Here is a 19,462-nt window from a genome sequence, read left to right as displayed (position 1 = left end):
AACTGCTAAAGGATGGATCGCTTGTGTGGACGGAAAAATTACTGGTTCAAGGACCCTATAATTTCGATCTAGTTCTCGAACGATTATCGTTAGACCCTCTACAGGTAGTTGATTTTACTAACAGGACGGTAAAAGTTCCGCTTTATATAGAAAGAGAACCAATTGTTTTGCAGGTTCAGGCAATTGGAAATATCGATGAACCATCTTTTATCATCAAAGGTCATTCAGAGGTGTACAAGTCAAAAGCAATCGAACGGTTAAAAAAGATTTTTCATTGGCATCAGCCATTAGAAGGCGTTTCCCGGCATTTCCGGGAATCCGATTTGCAGGAAATCTTCGAAGAGCACCGCGGTACTGCCATAGTCCTGGACTTCGATTACTATAGTTGCCTCGTCAAATGCATCATACATCAGCAATTGAACTTATCCTTTGCTCATACGCTCACGGAACGATTCGTTAAAACCTTCGGGTACCAGACGGAAGGTGCCTGGTTTTATCCAACACCGGAAACAACCGCCCAACTTCAAATCGAGCAATTAAGAGCCATTCAATTCAGTGGCCGGAAAGCGGAATACGTCATCGGACTTTCCGAGCAGATCATTCAGGGCCATCTCAACCTTGATATAACGGAAAAGCTATCCGATCAAGAGGTTATGGATACACTAATAAAAATACGCGGTATCGGTAGATGGACGGCTGAAAACTTCCTGCTTTTTGGACTGGGCCGGCCGAACCTATTTCCTAAAGCCGATATTGGCATTCAAAATGCCTTGAAAATATTATATGGCTTACCGCAAAAGCCAACCCAAGAAGAAATGGAGTCCTATAGTGTGAAATGGGCGCCATATCTAAGCTACGCTTCCCTCTATTTGTGGAGAAGCATTGAAAAACGGAGTGAAAAGAAATGACAAACATTCAAGATACAAAACTAGAAGTGAATCAAACCCTTCCCCTAACGATTAAACGGCTTGGCATTAACGGAGAGGGAGTCGGTTATTTCAAAAAGAAAGTCGTCTTCGTCCCAGGAGCATTGCCTGGTGAAGAAATTGTAGCTTTAGTCACAAAGGTTCAGCCAAACTTCACCGAGGCGAAAATAAAAACCATCCGTAAAGAATCACCACATCGCATTGCAGCGCCATGTCCGGTTTACGCTGAATGCGGCGGATGTCAGTTACAGCATTTAAGCTATGACCAGCAGCTTATTGAAAAACGTGATATCGTCATTCAAGCGATGGAACGTCATTCGAAATTACCGGTTGATTCATTAAATGTAAATGAAACGATTGGTATGGAAGATCCTTGGAATTATCGCAATAAAAGTCAGTACCAAGTAGGCCAAAAAGATGGCAAATTGATAGCTGGCCTTTACGGCTTGAATTCCCATACACTGATCGATATCCCGAATTGCCTTGTACAGCATAAGGCAACAAATAAAGTAACCCGTACAGTGAAAAAGATACTAAAGAACCTGAACATCTCGATTTATAATGAAAGAAAAAGAAAAGGTGTTATCCGTACAGTCATTACACGGGTAGGCTTTGAAACAGGTGAAGTACAGGTTGTCCTTGTTACAGGGGCAGAGGAAATTCCACAAAAGGAACAGTTGCTTAAACAAATTAAGGACCAACTGCCAGAAGTGAAATCGATCGTTCAAAACATCAACAACCAGAAAACATCACTTATCTTTGGCGAAAAAACGATTCACCTGGCAGGTGAAAAAGTCATCAACGAAACATTGGGTGACCTATCATACGAACTTTCAGCCCGAACATTCTTCCAGCTTAACCCGGTCCAAACAGTTCGCTTATATGATGAAGTGAAAAAAGCAGCAGCCTTAACCGGCACTGAAAAAGTGGTTGATGCTTATTGCGGTGTCGGAACCATTGGGCTATGGCTGTCTGAAAATGCCAGGGAAGTCAGAGGAATGGACGTCATTAAAGAATCCATTGAGGACGCCAAGAAAAATGCCAAAAAACATAAACGAAACAATGTATATTATGAAACAGGCAAAGCCGAGAACATCCTTCCACGCTGGACCAAAGAAGGTTGGAAACCGGACGTACTGGTCGTCGATCCGCCAAGATCCGGCTGTGATCAATCTTTACTGCAGACAATCTTGCAAGTCAAACCGAAAACCATTGTGTACGTATCATGTAATCCATCCACATTGGCAAAGGATTTACAAGAACTAAGCAGTTCCTATAGCGTTGAAAACATGCAGCCGGTGGACATGTTCCCGCAGACGAGCCATGTGGAAGTAGTTACCTCGTTGAAGCTGATTAAAGAATAAGCAGGAGGATCCGGGAATCTGTATAAGGTTCCCGGATTTTCACCTGTGTTTATTTCCATCCATTTGTGAAATAATGAAGGTACTGTGACAATCGAGAAATACATAGGAGGTTTTTGGATGCATAATCATGATATATTAATTCGATTAAGATATGCGCTGGATATAAAAAATAAAGACATGGTAGAGATATTTAAACTTGGGGAGATTGAAGTGACAAGAGATGAAGTCATGCAGATGCTCACAAAAACAAAAGATGATGACTACGATGATTACGACGATGATATGGATGAAGATGAAGATGGAATAAAATGCAATAACATGATGTTAGAATCCTTTTTAAATGGCTTGATCATTTTTAAAAGAGGGAGACAAGAGCCAAAACCTGGTCAGCCTCAAAATCAGGCATCGGTTGTGAAGAATAAGGAAAGTGTGAATAATATCCTTCTGAAGAAACTGAAAATAGCTTTGACATTAACCAGTGAGGATATGATTGATATCTTGGAGGAAGCAGGAGTCATGATAACCAAAGGGGAATTAAGCGCTATATTAAGAAAAGTGGGCCATAGGAATTATAAAGAGTGCGGGGATCGATACGCCAGGAATTTCTTAAAAGGATTAGCTTTGAAATATAGGGGATAAGGATTCAATAAATGTTTTTATCATGCACATCATTACAATTAGACCTTGACTTCGTTGAAATCAGGGTCTTTTTCTTTGCGTATGAACGTTTTTGGTGGCATAGAAAAGTGAGGAATAGTAAATAAACAGAAGGCATCCCTAAGAGACCTTCTGCACGTTCTTACAAGTTCATTAACCTTTTAAAAAGTCTGGTCTTGCGAAACTGGGGTGGGGATATGTATAGAAGCCTTCTCCTGCTTCTCTTCCGATTTTCCCTTTATCGATATATTCTGTTTTCAATAAGTTAGCCAACTTTTCAACCTCTGGATCACCTGTCGCTTTCGCTTTTGCAAGTGAAATATTATAAGCGGTATTGATTCCTACCACATCTAAAATGGCGAAAGGTCCAAGAGGTGCCCCTGTTGCGACCATCCATGTCTTATCAATGGTTTCCGTATCAGCCACTCCTTTTAATAAGAGCATTTGGGCAGCATCCAAAAGAGGAACCAATAAGGAATTCAAAATATAGCCTGGCTGCTCTTTATGTAAAGGCAAAGGAACCATTCCAATCGCTTTTGCAAAATGAATCACTTCATCAAACACCTTACTATCCGTTCCGGGATGTCCCATGATTTCTGCCGTATTGTTTTTCCAGATTTCATTAGCGAAGTGTAAAGCCAGGAATTTTTTTGGACGGCCTGTCGCTTCGGCAAATTGGCTTGGTAATAATGTAGAAGAGTTCGTAGCGAAAACTGTTTTTTCAGGAGCAACTTTTCCTAACTCTGTGTAAAAATCCGTTTTGATTTGAACCACTTCTGGAATCGCTTCAATCACAAGGTCAGCTTCGGCAACTGCCGCAGATAAATCACTGTGGAAAGAAATGCGGGCATTTGCAGAATTGAAATCTTCCTCCCTAGCGCCTATGTCTTCTTTATAATATGGCTTCAAATTAGTGATCCTATTTTTTGCACGTTCCAATGCTTCATCATTGATGTCATATACAGATACGTTGAATCCTTTGAATGCGGTTTGAAATGCAATTTGACTTCCTAAAACACCGCTGCCGGCAATCGTGATATTTTTATAATCCATAGTCATTCTCCTTTATTTCATTGGATATCTCTACTTGTTAGTTATTTTACTTATAGTGGCCTGTATATGCTTCATCATCGGTGTTTCTAATGGATAAAATCCCCAACTTACTTTACTCTGTGGATGAGTTATTGCTAAATAATCATTATGGTCAATATTTGACCTATCAGACGGGTTTGGTAATTGGGGAAAACAATCATTCAGATGGTCCTTTATTTAGCGGAGTGAAAAAGGTGCATCAATATGTGAATTTAAGTCTGCATCACTGAAGGGAGCTGGCTTGAATTTTCAACTAAATAAGGTTGTGCACAAGGTGTGGATAAGGGAAGAAGGAAATAGGGAAAATCCTTAATTTTTTAATTTTCCTACTGATAATGTGCATAACTTTTTTGATTTCTTTTTACGTGAACGTAACTTCAATATCAGGAGCTAATCAGCAGCTCTTTTTTTTTATGTTGTAATGGACTTAAGCGTCCATTAGTACAATGTAAAACAGATAAAAAAGAGGATGATTAATCCCCTTGGTTTACTTGTCTTCCTTTGTTTGTTCATTGGATTTTTGGATGATTTCTTTTAATTCCCCAATGTCACCTTTTGCATTGATAATCTCAAAAATCTCATTTAAGCCTTCTGAGGTTTTTTCGTCTTCTGTTTTCACTATACCCCTCCTTAGTCGTGGTTATTTGTTAAGATCTCCAAAAACCAGAAGATAAAACAACATTCACCTAGAAAATTGATGTTGATATTCTCTTCTTATTTCCGTTGATATCAGCGTATTTTAGGCGGATGTTGATTGGGAAGCTAAAAAAATTCAAAAATATTTGTCCGTACAATATGGACAACGATAAATTTATCTATTATTATGATTGTTATAACTCTTAGTATAAAGGGATTTACGCTAATGCTTAGTGTGTTTTTGGGGAAGACGCGTGTGTTTTTGGAAAAAAGAAAAAATACAATATTTTTTAAATAGGTGTAAAACATATAAAGATCCTTCATTTATTCCAACCATCAATAAGGGGGCATATATAATGTCAAGTGAAATATTAAATCGATTTTTGAAAGAAAATTTAGAAGATTTAAAAGAAAAGGGGCTTTACAACGTTATAGATCCGGTGGAAGGTCCAAACGGTCCGGTAATCACCATTGCAGGCAGGGAGTTAATTAATTTATCATCAAATAACTATTTAGGTTTAGCGACAGATCGACGATTAATAGAGGCTTGCATAGAAGCGACGAAAACATATGGTGTCGGAGCCGGTGCCGTTCGTACGATTAACGGCACATTGGATATTCACGTCAAATTAGAAGAAAAGCTTGCTGAATTTAAACATACAGAAGCAGCCATTGCTTATCAATCTGGATTTAACTGTAATATGGCAGCGATTTCAGGAGTGATGGATAAACATGATGCCATTCTTTCAGATGAACTGAATCACGCTTCAATCATTGATGGATGCCGATTATCCAAGGCGAAAATTATTCCCTTTATCCATTCCGACATGGACGATTTACGGACAAAGGCACGTCAAGCTAAGGAGTCCGGATTGTATAACAAAGTCATGATTATTACCGATGGAGTTTTCTCGATGGATGGGGATATTGCCAGACTTCCTGAAATTGTGAAGATTGCCGAAGAGTTCGATTTAATTACGTATGTTGATGATGCTCATGGTTCGGGCGTGTTAGGTAATGGTGCAGGAACGGTAAAACATTTTGGGTTATCGGATAAAGTGGATTTCCAAATTGGAACATTATCCAAAGCCATTGGTGTTGTTGGAGGCTATGTAGCAGGAAAGAAAGATTTGATTGATTGGTTAAAGGTGAGAAGCCGTCCATTTTTATTTTCAACGGCTGCCACACCGGGAGCAGTTGCAGCTAGTATAGAAGCCATCGATATTTTGATGAATAGCTCAGAACTTCAAAATAAGCTGTGGGAAAACAGCGATTATTTGAAAAAAGGCCTAAAAGAATTAGGGTTTGATATCGGGGAGAGCGAAACACCGATTACGCCTTGCATTATAGGAGATGAAGCAAAAACGCAGCAATTCAGTAAGAGGCTGAATGAAGAAGGGGTTTATGCTAAATCCATCGTATTCCCTACCGTTCCTAAGGGTACAGGAAGAGTGAGGAATATGCCTACTGCCGCTCATACAGAAGAGATGCTGGATCGTGCAATTGCCATTTATGAAAAAGTAGGAAAAGAGATGTCAATCATATAAGAGATTGCATGTTTCAGAGTTTAAATCATGGGGAGGGATTTTTGATGAAAAAGGTCTTGGTAACGGGGGCTTTAGGTCAAATTGGTTCAGAACTGACGCTGAAATTGAGAGAGATTTATGGAACTGACAATATCATTGCAACAGATATTCGAAAAACGGACAGCGATGTTGCCCTATCAGGTCCATTTGAGATTTTAGATGTTACAAATGAAAAAGCGATGTTTAACATGGCAAAGAAACATGAAGTGGATACGATTATACATTTAGCCGCTTTATTGTCAGCAACAGCTGAAAAGAAACCACTTTTAGCTTGGCATTTGAACATGGGCGGATTGGTCAATGCTTTGGAAGCGGCACGAGAACTCGATTGCCAATTATTCACACCTAGTTCCATCGGTGCGTTTGGTCCAACCACTCCTAAAGATTGGACACCGCAAGATATCATTCAACGACCGAATACGATGTACGGAGTGAATAAAGTATCCGGTGAGTTATTATGTGATTATTATCATCATAAATTTGGGGTTGATACGAGGGGGCTTCGATTCCCTGGACTGATTTCGTATGTCACACCTCCTGGTGGCGGAACTACCGACTATGCCGTTGAAATTTACTATGAAGCGATTAAGAAAAAGCGATATACATCTTACATTGATAAGGGAACATATATGGATATGATGTATATGCCTGACGCTTTAGCAGCCATCATTAATTTAATGGAGGCAGACGCCTCAAAATTAAAACATCGCAATTCTTTCAATGTGTCAGCCATGAGCTTTGATCCGGAGCAAATTGCAGCCGAAATTAAAAAGCATATTCCGGAATTTGTCATGAATTATGAAGTCGATCCTGTTAGACAATCCATTGCAGACAGTTGGCCGAATACAATAGATTCAACTTGTGCAAAGGAAGAGTGGGGATTCAGTGCGGAATATGATTTGGAGAAAATGACGAATGATATGTTATTAAAGCTGAGATTAAAGTCCCTTTTAGTAACAGCATGAATAAACCTGCCAGCCGAATAAAAGAGTTGCAAAACTCTTTTATTCGAGTTATTTTAAACAGGGGAATTTTAAAGCTTAAGGGGTGAGCTGTTATAAACGATAAAAAAGTAAGCGCTTTCTATGACACCTTAAACAGAATTAAGAAATAATATGAAATTTGATAGTAATCTTTCAAACTGTCAGGAATGCTTAAAAGTGAAGAATGATTTTATGAGGCAGCTTTAAGGATGTTTAAAAAAAGTGAGCCAGCTATATCATTTCTATACTAAATAGGGAGTGTATTAAGCATCTTGCATTAAATTTCGACTATTAGTAGTGTAGGGGGAAATGGAATGGCAAATAAAGAGTTGAATAGGGAGTTGAAAGGTCGTCATATTCAGATGATCGCTTTGGGCGGAACCATTGGTGTCGGTTTATTTATGGGGTCAGCCAGCACGATTCAATGGACAGGTCCGTCTGTAATGTTAGCTTATGCGATCTCTGGGATTTTTATATTCTTAATCATGCGTGCAATGGGGGAAATGTTGTATTTAGAGCCAAGTACAGGTTCATTTGCAACGTTTGGTTATAAGTACATTCATCCATTGGCAGGGTATATGACTGCATGGAGTAACTGGTTCCAGTGGGTTATTGTTGGGATGGCAGAAATTATTGCAGTGGGGACATATATGCAGTATTGGTACCCTGATCTCCCAGCTTGGATTCCAGGTTTAATCGCAATGGTGATTCTTGGAGCAGCGAACTTAATTTCCGTAAAATCCTTTGGGGAAATTGAATTTTGGTTTGCACTGATTAAAATCGTAACGATTATTTTAATGATCGTTGCAGGATTTGGACTTATTTTCTTTGGAATCGGTAACGGAGGGGAAGCCTTAGGATTATCGAACCTCTGGGAACATGGTGGTTTATTTACAGGTGGTTGGAAAGGCTTCTTCTTTGCTCTCTCACTGGTGGTTGCCGCTTATCAAGGTGTAGAATTAATTGGGATTACAGCTGGTGAAGCAAAAAATCCGCAAGAAACGATAACCAAAGCGATTCAAAGTACCATTTGGCGTATTTTAATCTTCTATATCGGTGCAATTTTCATAATTGTAACCGTTTATCCTTGGGATCAATTAAGCTCGATTGGCAGTCCATTTGTTGCGACTTTTGCGAAAGTCGGTATTACAGCAGCAGCTGGAATCATTAATTTTGTCGTAATCACGGCTGCTATGTCTGGCTGCAATAGTGGTATTTACAGTGCAGGACGTATGCTTTACACATTAGGGATGAATGGACAAGCGCCAAAATTCTTCGCGAAAATATCTAATAGCGGTGTTCCTTTATTCGGTACGTTCGGAGTGATAGTCGGCTTAGCAATTGGGGTTGTTTTAAGTTATATTGCACCAGAAAATTTATTTGTACATGTATACAGTGCGAGTGTACTACCTGGTATGATTCCGTGGTTTGTCATTCTGATCAGTCAGATTCAATTCAGGAAAATTAAAAAAGCTGAAATGAAAAATCATCCATTCAAAATGCCTTTTGCACCTGTTACAAACTACCTGACCATCGCTTTCTTGGTTATGGTATTAATCGGTATGTGGTTCAATGATGACACACGTATATCACTTATGGTTGGAATAGGTTTTCTGGCTATCGTTGCAATAAGTTATTTCGCTTTTGGAATAGGTAAGCGTGTACAAGCCAATGCTCTGACAGAGGCTCAGGAAGATAAAGTGGGTTGATCTCTATCATTCAATTTGGGTTTTGCAAAGGGTTGCTGCGGCAGCCCTTTTCCAATGAAACTAAAAGGGCAGTATAGTTTTAACAAGAGATGATAAAATGGATTAAAATGATTGCTTATTGTGAAGGGCGAACTTTTTATGTTCGGACTTAAAAATTACAATCCTAAAATGTATACCAACCGATCCAATATCATTAAAGACCACAGAAATGCATTTGAAGAACCGATTGGTAAAAACATTGAAGAAATATGGGGGATTTGGGAATAAGATCCCGTCGTTAGCCGTTTTGAAAATTGCCCATTAGAATTATGTGCAAACAAAGCTGATGAATACGCAGTTGCGTCCGATAAAATCATTGTTAAGGACCTTTGTTGTGGTATGGGACAGTTTAAAGACTTAAATGGGAAAAGAACAAGATACAGGACCTGAATTCAACTACTGGTAAACGGGTGGTTGGGATTTGACAAATATCAATTCTTTTTGAGCTATGATGAATGGCAAACAGTCAGGGCAGTCTAATTAATGGCATCAGGATACGTAGACGGTACCTGCGATGTTATTACTTCTTAAGGTAGAATGTAAAAAATCAGAAGAAAAGGAGAAGTTGACTATGACAACTTCAAAGAAAAATTTGAGGACTTGCGAAAAGGGACACAAATACTATAAATCCAGCGACTGCCCGACCTGCCCTGTATGTGAGCAAGAACGAAAACCTGACACCGGATTTCTTTCATTGCTCTCGGCACCAGCCAGACGTGCATTGGAAAACAATGGGGTAACCTCTCTGCAACAGCTATCGACATATAGTGAAAAAGAGATTTTGAAATTTCACGGTATGGGACCAGCTTCTTTACCAAAACTTAGGGATGCTTTGGAGACAGGTGGGTTTTCATTCAAAGATTAATCATCTAGATGATTAATCTGCAGGAATGCCTTTTTTACCCGCTGGATCCATACAATCAATTTCTTACTCAAGTTACAGGGTCTTTATGTAAATAAGGGATCAGGAACCTCTTTTTTATGGTCATCATCCTTGTTAAACTGATAGTAACTCTAAAAAGTGAGGTAACGAAAAACCATGAGTTCCTATACTCCCTATTTTGAATTCAATCGAAAAAAGTGGGCATCTTTGCGAAATCATACTCCTCTTCCTTTAACTGAAGAAGAATTGGATAACTTAAAAGGAATAAATGAAGAAATATCCATTAAGGAAGTGGAAGAGGTTTATTTGCCCTTGACTCGTTTAATCAATTTATATGTTGAAGCATCTCAACAGCTTAATACAGCTACCTCTTCATTTCTAAAAACTAATGAGAAAAAAGTACCTTATATCATTGGAATTGCTGGGAGTGTTGCCGTAGGAAAGAGTACGACAGCAAGGTTGCTTCAGACCTTATTATCTAGATGGGATAATCACAGAAACGTAGGTCTTGTCACTACGGACGGTTTTTTATACCCAAATGATCTTTTAGAAGAAAAAGGTCTGATGAAAAGAAAAGGGTTTCCTGAAAGTTATGATACGCAAAAATTAATTAATCTTATCGGAGATGTAAAAGCAGGAAAAAATAAAGTGGAAGTTCCCATCTACTCACATTTGAAGTATGACATTTTGCAAAGTGAAGTGCAGATTATCTGTAATCCCGATATTTTAATAGTGGAAGGTGTGAATGTTCTTCAAGTAGATAAGGAAAATCAAGTATTCGTCAGTGACTTTTTTGATTTTTCACTTTATGTAGATGCAGACGTAAACAACATAGGACGATGGTATGTTGAAAGGTTCCTTTTACTTCAAAAGACCGCATTTCAAAGTCCTGAATCCTATTTTCATCGTTATATTAACTTATCTAAGGAACAGGCCATTAAACAAGCGACTCAAATTTGGGAAGAAATTAATTTGAAAAATTTACATGAAAATATACTGCCGACAAAAGGACGGGCAAAACTCGTCTTGAAAAAAGGATCAGAACACAAAGTTGAAAATATCTTTTTGAGAAAATAATAAATTAAATGTGCGAATAATATTTTTTTGTAATAGCAATAAAAGAAGAAATTTTATTTATAAGGGACTATTCAATAAGTCTTAAAATTAGAAATATTATCAATTATAATACCTGATATTGGTTTAATTATCAGGTATTATTGGTATTGTTATAATATCTATTAATTGGGTGAAATTTAAGATTCAAGTTAAAAAGGTAGGAGTTTAACAATTTCAGGAAGGTTCTTATTTTTTAGGGAAAAGGTTACAGATCCTTCTAATTTCACTTCTGATTTTGTGAATAAATGTGTATTTTCGTTGCTTTTTCCGATGTGTCAATATTATTTCACTAACAGTTTCTCCCTTCAAAAAGGGAGAGTTGCTGAAGAAATCATTTAATGCGACCATCGGGCCGGAAAAGTTTAAGCTAATTTCTTCACAAAATCAATATATTAACAAAAAAAGTAATAGTAGAATATTTTAATCTATGAAATAATAATAATAGACTATGATATAGTTATAAGGAGACAGAAAAGGTGTGTTCCTAGTTCGTGCCTTTGTGACACCTAAGCAGGAGCGCCTACATCTTTTTTGCAAATATAGGGGATAAGGAAGGTTATAATGAGCAACATACAGAAACAAACAGACGTTATCTTAATTGGCGGCGGAGTCATGAGCGCGACTTTGGGATCATTACTGAAAGAGTTAGCACCGGAATGGGAAATCAAAGTATTTGAGAAGCTTGCAAACGCAGGAGAAGAAAGCTCTAACGAATGGAATAATGCGGGTACGGGACATTCTGCACTGTGCGAGCTTAATTATACATCCGAAAAATCTGACGGATCTATAGATATAAGCAAAGCAATTAAAATCAATGAACAGTTCCAAGTTTCATTGCAGTTTTGGTCGTATCTTGTAAACTGTAAGCTGATTGATAATCCGCAAGACTTTATCATGCCATTGCCTCATATGAGTATGGTGCAAGGGGATAAAAATGTAGCGTTCTTAAAGAAGCGTTTTGAAGCGCTGTCAAAAAATCCTCTGTTCCAAGGTATGGAGTATTCCGATGACCCAGCAAAACTGATGGAATGGATTCCACTTATTATGCAAGACCGTCCATCGGATGATTCTATAGCGGCAACAAAGATTGATTACGGTACAGACGTTAACTTCGGTGCTCTAACGCGCATGTTGTTTGACCACTTAAAGACTAAAAACGTCGATATCAAATATAAACATAGTGTTGATAATGTTAAACGGGCTAGCGATGGCTCATGGGAATTAAAAGTGCGTAATGTCGATACTGGTAGCGTAGAACGCCATAATGCTAAATTCGTCTTTATCGGAGGCGGGGGCGGAAGCTTGCATTTACTGCAAAAATCCGGTATTCCTGAAGGGAAACATATTGGCGGATTCCCAGTAAGCGGATACTTCATGGTGTGTAATAATCCGGAAGTTGTTGCGCAACATCATGGGAAAGTATACGGAAAAGCTAAAGTTGGTGCTCCACCAATGTCTGTCCCGCATCTTGATACACGTTTTATCGACGATAAAAAATCGTTGCTATTTGGACCATTTGCGGGCTTCTCACCGAAGTTCTTAAAAACAGGTTCAATGTTCGATTTAATAACGTCCGTAAAACCGAATAATGTTTTAACTATGTTGGCGGCAGGCGCAAAAGAGATGCCATTGACAAAATACCTGATCCAGCAAGTTATGTTATCGAAGGAACAGCGCATGGAAGAGTTGCGAGAGTTCATCCCGAACGCCAAGAGCGAAGATTGGGATTTAGTAGTAGCTGGCCAACGTGTACAAGTTATCAAAGATACGGCTGCAGGCGGCAAAGGTACCCTTCAATTTGGTACGGAAGTTGTCAGTGCATCTGATGGCTCGATTGCAGCATTGCTGGGTGCTTCTCCAGGTGCTTCTACCGCTGTACACGTCATGCTTGAGGTAATTAATAAATGCTTCCCGCAACGTATGGAAGAGTGGGAACCGAAAATTAAAGAAATGATTCCTTCTTATGGAGAGTCACTTATGGAAAATCCAGTGCTTCTGCACGAAATTCAAACTTCAACATCAGAGACGCTTGGTCTGAGCAAAAAAAAAGAGCTAGTTTATAGTTAATTTTTGGGTTTGGAAGCAACTTTGAAATTAAAAACAAAAGAACCTTTAATCTATCTTGGATTGAAGGTTCTTTTTTGTCCTAAAGCTTATTCAACCGAGGAAGCTTATATCGAAAAGGAAGGTTTAGGAGGCAGCCAGTATAGTCTGAATAAAGGATCCAATCATAGCATCCCTAAAGATTTCGGTGTATTTGAATTTATGCGGGCGATGGTCTCTTTATCGCAAATAACGAAAAGCTGTGCAGCATCAGGAATTCGTTCATCTAATTTTTGGTGCTTCAGTTGCAGAAATATTCCTGCTGGCTCTCCTCGTAATTGAAACACCTCTGGTAACTAAGTTCATTATCATTGCCGTGGTAACTGTATCATCCATAGTGTTCTTTTCAGCGACGATACCTTGTATCCTATCAATCGATATCCCAATCAACTTCGTAATGCTGATTGGGATATCGATTGAACGGACCTCATCACGTTAATTGTTACTGCACCTATCGCCATATTGCTGCTTAAATACACATCAACGAATTTAATAAATGAGAACTTAATTTGATCACAAATCGAACAGGTGCCGTATTAGGAGGCCAGCCAGTAAAACTTACTGGTTGCCCTTTTTTAATGAAATTTATTATATCAGTAGCCAGTGTAGGACGTACGGGTGCGCGGGACATGATCTCGTTATTAATTAAACTAAACGCGGCCCTACTTGCAGAATATCTTTGAAGGCTTATTTGGACGAAGATTTCGTATAACGAAGCTAAAACACTGCATGGATTATGGGGTACTGGTTAGTAAGTAGAAGGGAAAAAACATCTCCTGTATTCTAGGGCATCCAAGAGTAAATTGATTTAGGTTCATACTTATGCAACTGACGGAGTAGTTGCATAAGTAGGGGCTTAAATTTAAATAAAGGGATCCTCCTGTCAGGGGATGACTAAAAATCACCCTCTAATGGCTTGTTTTACAGTAATGGTAGCAATGATCGGCTATTTTTATAGAGAAGGATTCCATACGCTTCCAGAGCTTGAACAATAATGGGGAAAACATCCATAATCATTATTTGAAGAAAATAATATTTATTCAAAAAATTCATATTATAATGCTTTGTTCTTATGCTATATTATAGGGAGAATTATTTTATTATCACGTATAATCTAAGAATTGGAGTGATTTGAATGAAGAAACTTGGTTTACTTAGTATGTTTTTGATTCTAACTATCTTTATCTCGGCTTGTGGCAACAATGACGAAAAAAATGCAGGTGAAGAAAAGAAAACTGAAAAGGTATATAAAGTTGGTGTGGATACGACTTATCCTCCCTTTGAATTTAAAGAGGGGAACGACTATAAAGGTATTGATATTGAATTGATCAATGCAATAGCGAAAGACCAGGATTTTAAAATCAAATTGTCTCCAATGGATTTCGGCGGAATCATCCCAGCGATGCAAGCCAATCAGCTTGATGTGGCCATTGCGGGAATGAGCATTACAGAGGAAAGAAAAAAGGTAGTAGATTTCTCAACACCGTATTTTGATGCGGGATTGTCAATAGTTGTTAAAAAAGATAATACAAGTACTAAAACTGTTAAAGATATTAAAGGAAAAACCATAGCAGTGAAAAAAGGGACAACAGGTGCTAAATATGCACAGGATAATGCTACGAAACTAGGAATAAAAGTTGTTCAATTCAATGATAGTCCAGCAATGTTCCAGGAAGTGGCAAACGGCAACGCCGATGCTCTTATAGAAGATTATCCTGTTATCTCCTATGCAATCGCCCAAAAAGATCTTGGGTTGAAAATCGTAGGTGACCGTTTGAATGGTGACCAGTATGGAATTGCTGTATTGAAAGGGAAAAACGAAGATTTATTGAAAAAAATAAATGATGGTCTTGCCAATCTGAAAAAAGACGGCACATATGATGAGATAATTAAAACGTATCTTGGTGAATAAATAATAGATTAAAGCTTAATAGGCGCGCTTAAAGCGCGCTTTCTTTTTCAAAGGGGTGTAAGGAATGGATATAATTGTTGCGGCATTGCCTATATTATTAAAAGGACTTCAGGTGACACTTTATATCTTTGTGATTGCCATTATCTTAGGTTTTTTGATTGGTTTAGTGGTGGCCTTGCTGCGACTTGCCCCCATCAAGATCTTAAACTGGATTGCAAAGGTTTATGTGGATGCGATACGTGGGACACCGTTCATTGTGCAGTTGTTTTTTATATATTTTGGTGTGAATTCACTGAATTTGATTTCTTTGAACAGTACAACAGCCGGAATAATTACCGTTGCAATCAATGCAGGGGCATATTTTGCTGAAATAATAAGGGCAGGGATACAATCCATTGATAAAGGACAAACGGAAGCGGCAAGGTCAATCGGGTTCACTGGTACTCAAACGATGAGATATGTCGTGCTGCCGCAAGCCTTTAGAAGGATGCTCCCTACCATTACGAACCAATCGATCATCAGCTTGAAAGACACTTCTCTCCTATCAGTCATTGGTATAGCGGATCTAACCCAGCAAGGCCAGATTCAGGCTTCGGCAACCTTTGAGGCATTCAAGATTTGGCTGGCTGTTGGTGTGATTTACTTTATCATCATCTATTTGTTAACCCTAATTGCTAATTTCATAGAGAGGAGGGTACATGTTCGATGAGCATCATTACTGTAAAAAAACTGAGAAAATCATTTGGGACTGTCGAGGTTTTAAAAGATATTAATGCAGAAGTGCAGGAAAAGGAAGTAATTTGCGTAATAGGCCCCTCTGGATCTGGAAAGAGTACATTTCTGCGTTGCCTGAATCTCCTTGAGGAAGTTACGGGCGGTGAGGTGGTCATTAACGGACATGATATTACCGATCCTAAAGGGAAAATCAATATAAACAAAGTCCGGCAAGAAGTTGGAATGGTTTTTCAACATTTCAATCTATTCCCTCATAAAACCGTAATGGAAAACATAACTTTGGGCCCTATTAAAATTCATGCCACCGATAAAGCGGAAGCAGGAAGGTTAGCGCTTGAGTTATTGGATAAGGTTGGTCTTAAGGAAAAAGCAAATAGCTATCCAGGGGAACTTTCCGGCGGACAAAAACAACGGGTCGCCATCGCGAGGGCATTAGCGATGAATCCGAAGATCATGCTATTCGATGAACCGACTTCGGCTCTTGACCCTGAAATGGTCGGGGATGTTTTGGAGGTAATGAAACAACTTGCAAAAGAAGGCATGACAATGGTCGTTGTTACGCATGAAATGGGCTTTGCCCGGGAAGTCGGGGACCGGGTCATATTCATGGATGGAGGGTATATCGTGGAAGAAAATGAGCCGAATGAATTATTCGGTAACCCTCAGCACGAAAGAACCAAAGCATTCTTGAGCAAAGTGCTTTAAAGGGATGCCTGTAAGAAATCATGGTAGATCATGAATGAAGTTATGCATAAAGTGTGGACAAAGGAATGCGGGGAGAGGAAGCCCAAACGCATAGACTTTCCCTTATCTTTGTGCATAACTCTTTTTATTGAAGAGTAGAAACCTATCTGTCAGTCGATGTTTTTATTTATATCTGCTTCGATCGGGCAAACATCAAAAAAAGAAACCTATGCATTCAACACATGCATAGGTTTCTTCTCTATTTACTTGTCACCGTAACTAATCAAGTTCGTCATGATCCGATATCCGCCTGGAATCTGGCCTTGAATTTGCCTGTATAGGACAAGGTTGGTATAGAGGTAGGTGCCATTACCGTATTTAGCCATAAGGATTCCGCCATCAAATGGTTCTTCATTTGGATCGGCCATCGAAATGAACGTTTCAAACCGTTCATCCCACTTCATCGGGAAGTACAATCCTCTTTCTTGCACCCAATTGCTCCAGTCATCCCTTGTTATTTTATTTGGATAGTTAAATAGCGCCGATTCTGGCTTCGACACGTTTACCGCGGCATTTTCATCGGTTACCCGCCAGCGAATGGAAGGATTCCCAAGGGTAAGAGGATATGGAGCAGTTTTCTCTGCATCCCAACCATCACCCGGTTTATGGTATTGAACGACGAAATGACCGCCGTTTTCCACATATTCAAGCAAGCGAGCGTTATTTGCCTTTAAATCTTCCCTGGATAGATAGGCGCGTATGCCTGTAACGATCGTGTCATATTGGCTTAAATCACCTTCAGTTAAATCAGTTGCTGTTAACTTCGTGATGTTAAGACCTGCATTGCTTAAGTAATCCGCCACTTTATCGAAGCCGCTTTCAATATAACCAACTTTTAATGAAGCGGGCATCAAAAGCTCAAATGCAACGGTGTTGATAGCTGCCGGGTATTGGTAATAGAATGTTCCGATATGGTCATAAGAAATTTCCTGAATGGTCGAATCAAAGGTTTTTCCATTGACAGTAGCAACTGCCTTAACCTGATATTCACCATTTTGAATTGTTTTCGATGGTCTGAGGGTGAACTTCACTTGTTTTTCTTCTGATTTTTCCTTAAATGATACCGTGGGATTTTTGGGTTGAATTCCCCAATTTTCGGGGACTTTTAAAGCGACCTTTGCTGATGCTTTGCCTTCTGTATAGTTTTTCAAGGTTACAGTCACAGGGATTTCCTTTTTAACATCTGCTGTATTTACGACGATGTCTTCAGGAGATAGGGTAAGGCCAACGTCGGGAAGGACAGCAATCGTTCCGTCCAATTCTTCCTTGATGGCAGTTTTTGTGCTGCCGTATTTATAAGAAATGCTGGTTGTAATGGTTGACTCATCATAGGCATGGTAATAAGCTGCATCTTCAGGGACTTCAACCAGGTAGGTCATCTTCGTTGATTTATTTGGTGCTAGATTGACATCTTTAGACTTTGTTTTGCTCTTCCATCCTTTAGGCACATTCAATGCTGCAGCGACTTTTTTCAATGTTTGTTTCCCGTTATTCTTCACGGTTACGGTTACATACGTTTTTTGACCTTTCGTAAGGATCTTTGAAGCTGCTTTAGCTTGAACTTCGAGTCCTGAGGAAACATAACTGACGGTTTGCAATTGATCTTCTTTTAATGAGAGCTTATGAAGCAAATCGTTCTTAATGGCAGGGCTTAGCTTTGCCTTTTTGACTTGCGCAGTAATTGAACGAACTTTGGAGAGGGCTGTTTGGGATGTAGAAAAAACACGTTTATCATTTGGATAGGCCGTAATAACAGCGTCCAAATTGCGTTGCAGGTATTTAACTTCACCTTTTAATTTTGAAGCTGAGCGAGGTAGTTTTTCAGCCCATTCAGTAAAATTGTAAGGTACACCCGCGAAGAGGTCCGACTGGCTTTTTGTATCAACTGAGCTTTGTTTCAAATCTAGATGGATCTGGCGAGGTGCTGCAGGGATATCCGAACCCATGCCTTGGCTTTTATGCAGATAGCGGGATTGTTCTCCAAGCTGTGGATAAGTCATATTGTATATTGGGTCATATTTACCGATTTCAATAGACGTGGTTGCTTGATCTGCCGAGGAAACGGGCAAATATAACTTTTTCACTTGCCATATTGATAGACCTTGTTTCAATTGTTGTGGAAAAACAGTTGGGTCGGCAGCATCCTTAAACGCGCGTTCACTTAAGATTGTCATTGTTCGATGATGTCCATGCTGTGTATTATCATTCTGAAAGGATGGCATCAATATATCCGGCTGATACGTCCGAATAAAGCGGATAAGCCGTTCATATGTGAGTTCTTCGCCCCATTTTTCTAATGTTTCCTCTGGTGTTTTAGAGAAGCCGAAATCATAAATGGGGTCTGAGGTAGTCTCACTTAGATGATAGGCCTTAACCCCGGTGATTTTTGCAGCTTCTATCATTTCCCTCGAACGGATGATACCAAGAGCATTGTCCAGTTCATCCCCTATTTCATTTTGTCCTCCTTCACCACGGTTTGCAATCAGGCTGGATGTCTTCACCCCTAACCCTCGGGATAGATAAGCAAGGAAGTCACTGCGTTCATCATCTGGATGGGCACCGCTGTTCAAGAAAGTCACAGTCGTCTCGAGCGGCTTGACCGCATTCCATAACTCAACATTGGTTTCATCAGGATTTGCAGCGCTACCTCCAAACGGCAATAATGCAAGAACTAAAAAAAGGGAAAGCAACGATAACAAAGCATTTTTCATTATTCTTTTAACCTCCTTCAACTTTAATGAAACACCTAAGCGTCTGTGAAGAAATTAATGTAGGTTAGTAATATTTTCTAACTAACCTGCGAAAAATCTTATCTAATAAATATCATTATTGGTTATAAATGTAAATGATTCGAAGTAACTATTAAAGATTAATATTTAGAATGTTCAGAAAATAACTTGTACGAAGAGTTTTTTTGAGTTATATTTTTACTTAATTAGGAAGATTTACTAACTAAATGATGTAAGGCCGTGATGTG

General features: G+C 39.1%; 18 protein-coding genes and 1 pseudogene. 16 read left to right on the top strand and 3 right to left on the bottom strand.

Annotated features, from left to right (window positions below):
• Window positions 1-23: 23 nt before the first annotated feature.
• From IOC57_RS09400 to IOC57_RS09390, 3 genes are all read left to right on the top strand, one after another.
• A complete protein-coding gene (locus IOC57_RS09400; RefSeq protein WP_207438485.1) occupies window positions 24-908 on the top strand; it encodes a DNA-3-methyladenine glycosylase family protein in 885 nt (294 codons plus the stop codon).
• The gene (rlmD, locus tag IOC57_RS09395; protein WP_207438484.1) at window positions 905-2,290 is read left to right on the top strand and encodes a 23S rRNA (uracil(1939)-C(5))-methyltransferase RlmD; all 1,386 of its coding nucleotides are present in this window, start codon (window positions 905-907) and stop codon (window positions 2,288-2,290) included. The genes IOC57_RS09400 and rlmD overlap by 4 nt, the downstream gene beginning before the upstream one ends.
• Window positions 2,291-2,407: 117 nt before the next feature.
• Window positions 2,408-2,929, top strand: a complete 522-nt coding sequence (locus tag IOC57_RS09390; RefSeq protein ID WP_207438483.1) for a YehS family protein — start codon at window positions 2,408-2,410, stop codon at window positions 2,927-2,929.
• A gap of 171 nt (window positions 2,930-3,100) precedes the next feature.
• On the opposite strand, the gene IOC57_RS09385 is transcribed toward IOC57_RS09390, so the two are convergent.
• Window positions 3,101-4,000: a 3-hydroxyacyl-CoA dehydrogenase gene (locus IOC57_RS09385; protein WP_207438482.1), complete on the bottom strand. Its 900-nt coding sequence runs from the start codon at window positions 3,998-4,000 to the stop codon at window positions 3,101-3,103.
• An 89-nt stretch (window positions 4,001-4,089) separates the two neighbouring features.
• On the opposite strand from IOC57_RS09385, the gene IOC57_RS09380 reads away from it, so the two are divergent.
• Window positions 4,090-4,269 carry a hypothetical protein gene (locus tag IOC57_RS09380; protein ID WP_207438481.1) on the top strand — a complete coding sequence of 60 codons (180 nt, stop codon included), beginning with the start codon at window positions 4,090-4,092 and terminating at the stop codon, window positions 4,267-4,269.
• A gap of 257 nt (window positions 4,270-4,526) precedes the next feature.
• On the opposite strand, the gene IOC57_RS25820 is transcribed toward IOC57_RS09380, so the two are convergent.
• Window positions 4,527-4,658: a hypothetical protein gene (locus IOC57_RS25820; RefSeq protein ID WP_309487691.1), complete on the bottom strand. Its 132-nt coding sequence runs from the start codon at window positions 4,656-4,658 to the stop codon at window positions 4,527-4,529.
• Between the two features lie 373 nt (window positions 4,659-5,031).
• Here IOC57_RS25820 and IOC57_RS09375 point away from each other — a divergent pair, with 373 nt between their 5' ends.
• From IOC57_RS09375 to IOC57_RS09330, 12 genes and pseudogenes are all read left to right on the top strand, one after another.
• The gene (locus IOC57_RS09375) at window positions 5,032-6,222 is read left to right on the top strand and encodes a glycine C-acetyltransferase (protein ID WP_207438480.1); all 1,191 of its coding nucleotides are present in this window, start codon (window positions 5,032-5,034) and stop codon (window positions 6,220-6,222) included.
• Window positions 6,223-6,266: 44 nt separating this feature from the next.
• A complete protein-coding gene (locus IOC57_RS09370) occupies window positions 6,267-7,226 on the top strand; it encodes an L-threonine 3-dehydrogenase (protein ID WP_207438479.1) in 960 nt (319 codons plus the stop codon).
• A gap of 332 nt (window positions 7,227-7,558) precedes the next feature.
• A complete protein-coding gene (locus tag IOC57_RS09365; RefSeq protein ID WP_207438478.1) occupies window positions 7,559-8,953 on the top strand; it encodes an amino acid permease in 1,395 nt (464 codons plus the stop codon).
• Between the two features lie 138 nt (window positions 8,954-9,091).
• Window positions 9,092-9,220: a hypothetical protein gene (locus tag IOC57_RS25815; protein ID WP_286184672.1), complete on the top strand. Its 129-nt coding sequence runs from the start codon at window positions 9,092-9,094 to the stop codon at window positions 9,218-9,220.
• Between the two features lie 343 nt (window positions 9,221-9,563).
• Window positions 9,564-9,857, top strand: coding sequence for an RNA polymerase alpha subunit C-terminal domain-containing protein (locus tag IOC57_RS09360; protein WP_207438477.1), 294 nt, complete (start codon window positions 9,564-9,566; stop codon window positions 9,855-9,857).
• Window positions 9,858-10,031: 174 nt separating this feature from the next.
• Window positions 10,032-10,952, top strand: coding sequence for a type I pantothenate kinase (coaA, locus tag IOC57_RS09355; RefSeq protein ID WP_207438476.1), 921 nt, complete (start codon window positions 10,032-10,034; stop codon window positions 10,950-10,952).
• Window positions 10,953-11,552: 600 nt separating this feature from the next.
• Window positions 11,553-13,058, top strand: coding sequence for a malate:quinone oxidoreductase (locus IOC57_RS09350; RefSeq protein WP_207438475.1), 1,506 nt, complete (start codon window positions 11,553-11,555; stop codon window positions 13,056-13,058).
• A gap of 21 nt (window positions 13,059-13,079) precedes the next feature.
• The gene (locus IOC57_RS09345; protein WP_207438474.1) at window positions 13,080-13,376 is read left to right on the top strand and encodes a hypothetical protein; all 297 of its coding nucleotides are present in this window, start codon (window positions 13,080-13,082) and stop codon (window positions 13,374-13,376) included.
• Window positions 13,339-13,607: pseudogene (locus tag IOC57_RS25810) on the top strand (hypothetical protein); the annotation flags it as partial. The gene IOC57_RS09345 and the pseudogene IOC57_RS25810, both read left to right, overlap by 38 nt.
• 622 nt (window positions 13,608-14,229) lie before the next feature.
• Window positions 14,230-15,006, top strand: a complete 777-nt coding sequence (locus IOC57_RS09340) for a transporter substrate-binding domain-containing protein (protein ID WP_207438473.1) — start codon at window positions 14,230-14,232, stop codon at window positions 15,004-15,006.
• Between the two features lie 64 nt (window positions 15,007-15,070).
• A complete protein-coding gene (locus tag IOC57_RS09335) occupies window positions 15,071-15,715 on the top strand; it encodes an amino acid ABC transporter permease (protein WP_207438472.1) in 645 nt (214 codons plus the stop codon).
• Window positions 15,712-16,446 carry an amino acid ABC transporter ATP-binding protein gene (locus IOC57_RS09330; protein WP_286184669.1) on the top strand — a complete coding sequence of 245 codons (735 nt, stop codon included), beginning with the start codon at window positions 15,712-15,714 and terminating at the stop codon, window positions 16,444-16,446. The genes IOC57_RS09335 and IOC57_RS09330 overlap by 4 nt, the downstream gene beginning before the upstream one ends.
• Before the next feature lie 242 nt (window positions 16,447-16,688).
• Here the strand turns inward: IOC57_RS09330 and IOC57_RS09325 are convergent, their stop codons facing one another.
• Entirely contained in the window at window positions 16,689-19,196 is a 2,508-nt protein-coding gene (locus IOC57_RS09325; protein ID WP_207438471.1) for an NEW3 domain-containing protein, read from the bottom strand.
• Window positions 19,197-19,462 lie beyond the last annotated feature (266 nt).

Source organism: Bacillus sp. SD075, assembly GCF_017355165.1.
GTDB lineage: Bacteria > Bacillota > Bacilli > Bacillales > DSM-1321 > Peribacillus.
The sequence above is the reverse complement of the archived record's forward strand: the minus strand, read 5'-3'. Positions and strand labels throughout refer to the sequence as shown.

Coding starts and splice junctions, on each gene's coding strand:
- IOC57_RS09385 (WP_207438482.1), bottom strand. CDS start 4,000: ATGGATTATAAAAATATCACGATTGCCGGCAGCGGTGTTTTAGGAAGT.
- IOC57_RS25815 (WP_286184672.1), top strand. CDS start 9,092: ATGTTCGGACTTAAAAATTACAATCCTAAAATGTATACCAACCGATCC.
- IOC57_RS09360 (WP_207438477.1), top strand. CDS start 9,564: ATGACAACTTCAAAGAAAAATTTGAGGACTTGCGAAAAGGGACACAAA.
- IOC57_RS09375 (WP_207438480.1), top strand. CDS start 5,032: ATGTCAAGTGAAATATTAAATCGATTTTTGAAAGAAAATTTAGAAGAT.
- IOC57_RS09350 (WP_207438475.1), top strand. CDS start 11,553: ATGAGCAACATACAGAAACAAACAGACGTTATCTTAATTGGCGGCGGA.
- IOC57_RS09340 (WP_207438473.1), top strand. CDS start 14,230: ATGAAGAAACTTGGTTTACTTAGTATGTTTTTGATTCTAACTATCTTT.
- IOC57_RS09380 (WP_207438481.1), top strand. CDS start 4,090: ATGGATAAAATCCCCAACTTACTTTACTCTGTGGATGAGTTATTGCTA.
- IOC57_RS09335 (WP_207438472.1), top strand. CDS start 15,071: ATGGATATAATTGTTGCGGCATTGCCTATATTATTAAAAGGACTTCAG.
- IOC57_RS09390 (WP_207438483.1), top strand. CDS start 2,408: ATGCATAATCATGATATATTAATTCGATTAAGATATGCGCTGGATATA.
- IOC57_RS09325 (WP_207438471.1), bottom strand. CDS start 19,196: ATGAAAAATGCTTTGTTATCGTTGCTTTCCCTTTTTTTAGTTCTTGCA.
- rlmD (WP_207438484.1), top strand. CDS start 905: ATGACAAACATTCAAGATACAAAACTAGAAGTGAATCAAACCCTTCCC.
- coaA (WP_207438476.1), top strand. CDS start 10,032: ATGAGTTCCTATACTCCCTATTTTGAATTCAATCGAAAAAAGTGGGCA.
- IOC57_RS09365 (WP_207438478.1), top strand. CDS start 7,559: ATGGCAAATAAAGAGTTGAATAGGGAGTTGAAAGGTCGTCATATTCAG.
- IOC57_RS09370 (WP_207438479.1), top strand. CDS start 6,267: ATGAAAAAGGTCTTGGTAACGGGGGCTTTAGGTCAAATTGGTTCAGAA.
- IOC57_RS09330 (WP_286184669.1), top strand. CDS start 15,712: ATGAGCATCATTACTGTAAAAAAACTGAGAAAATCATTTGGGACTGTC.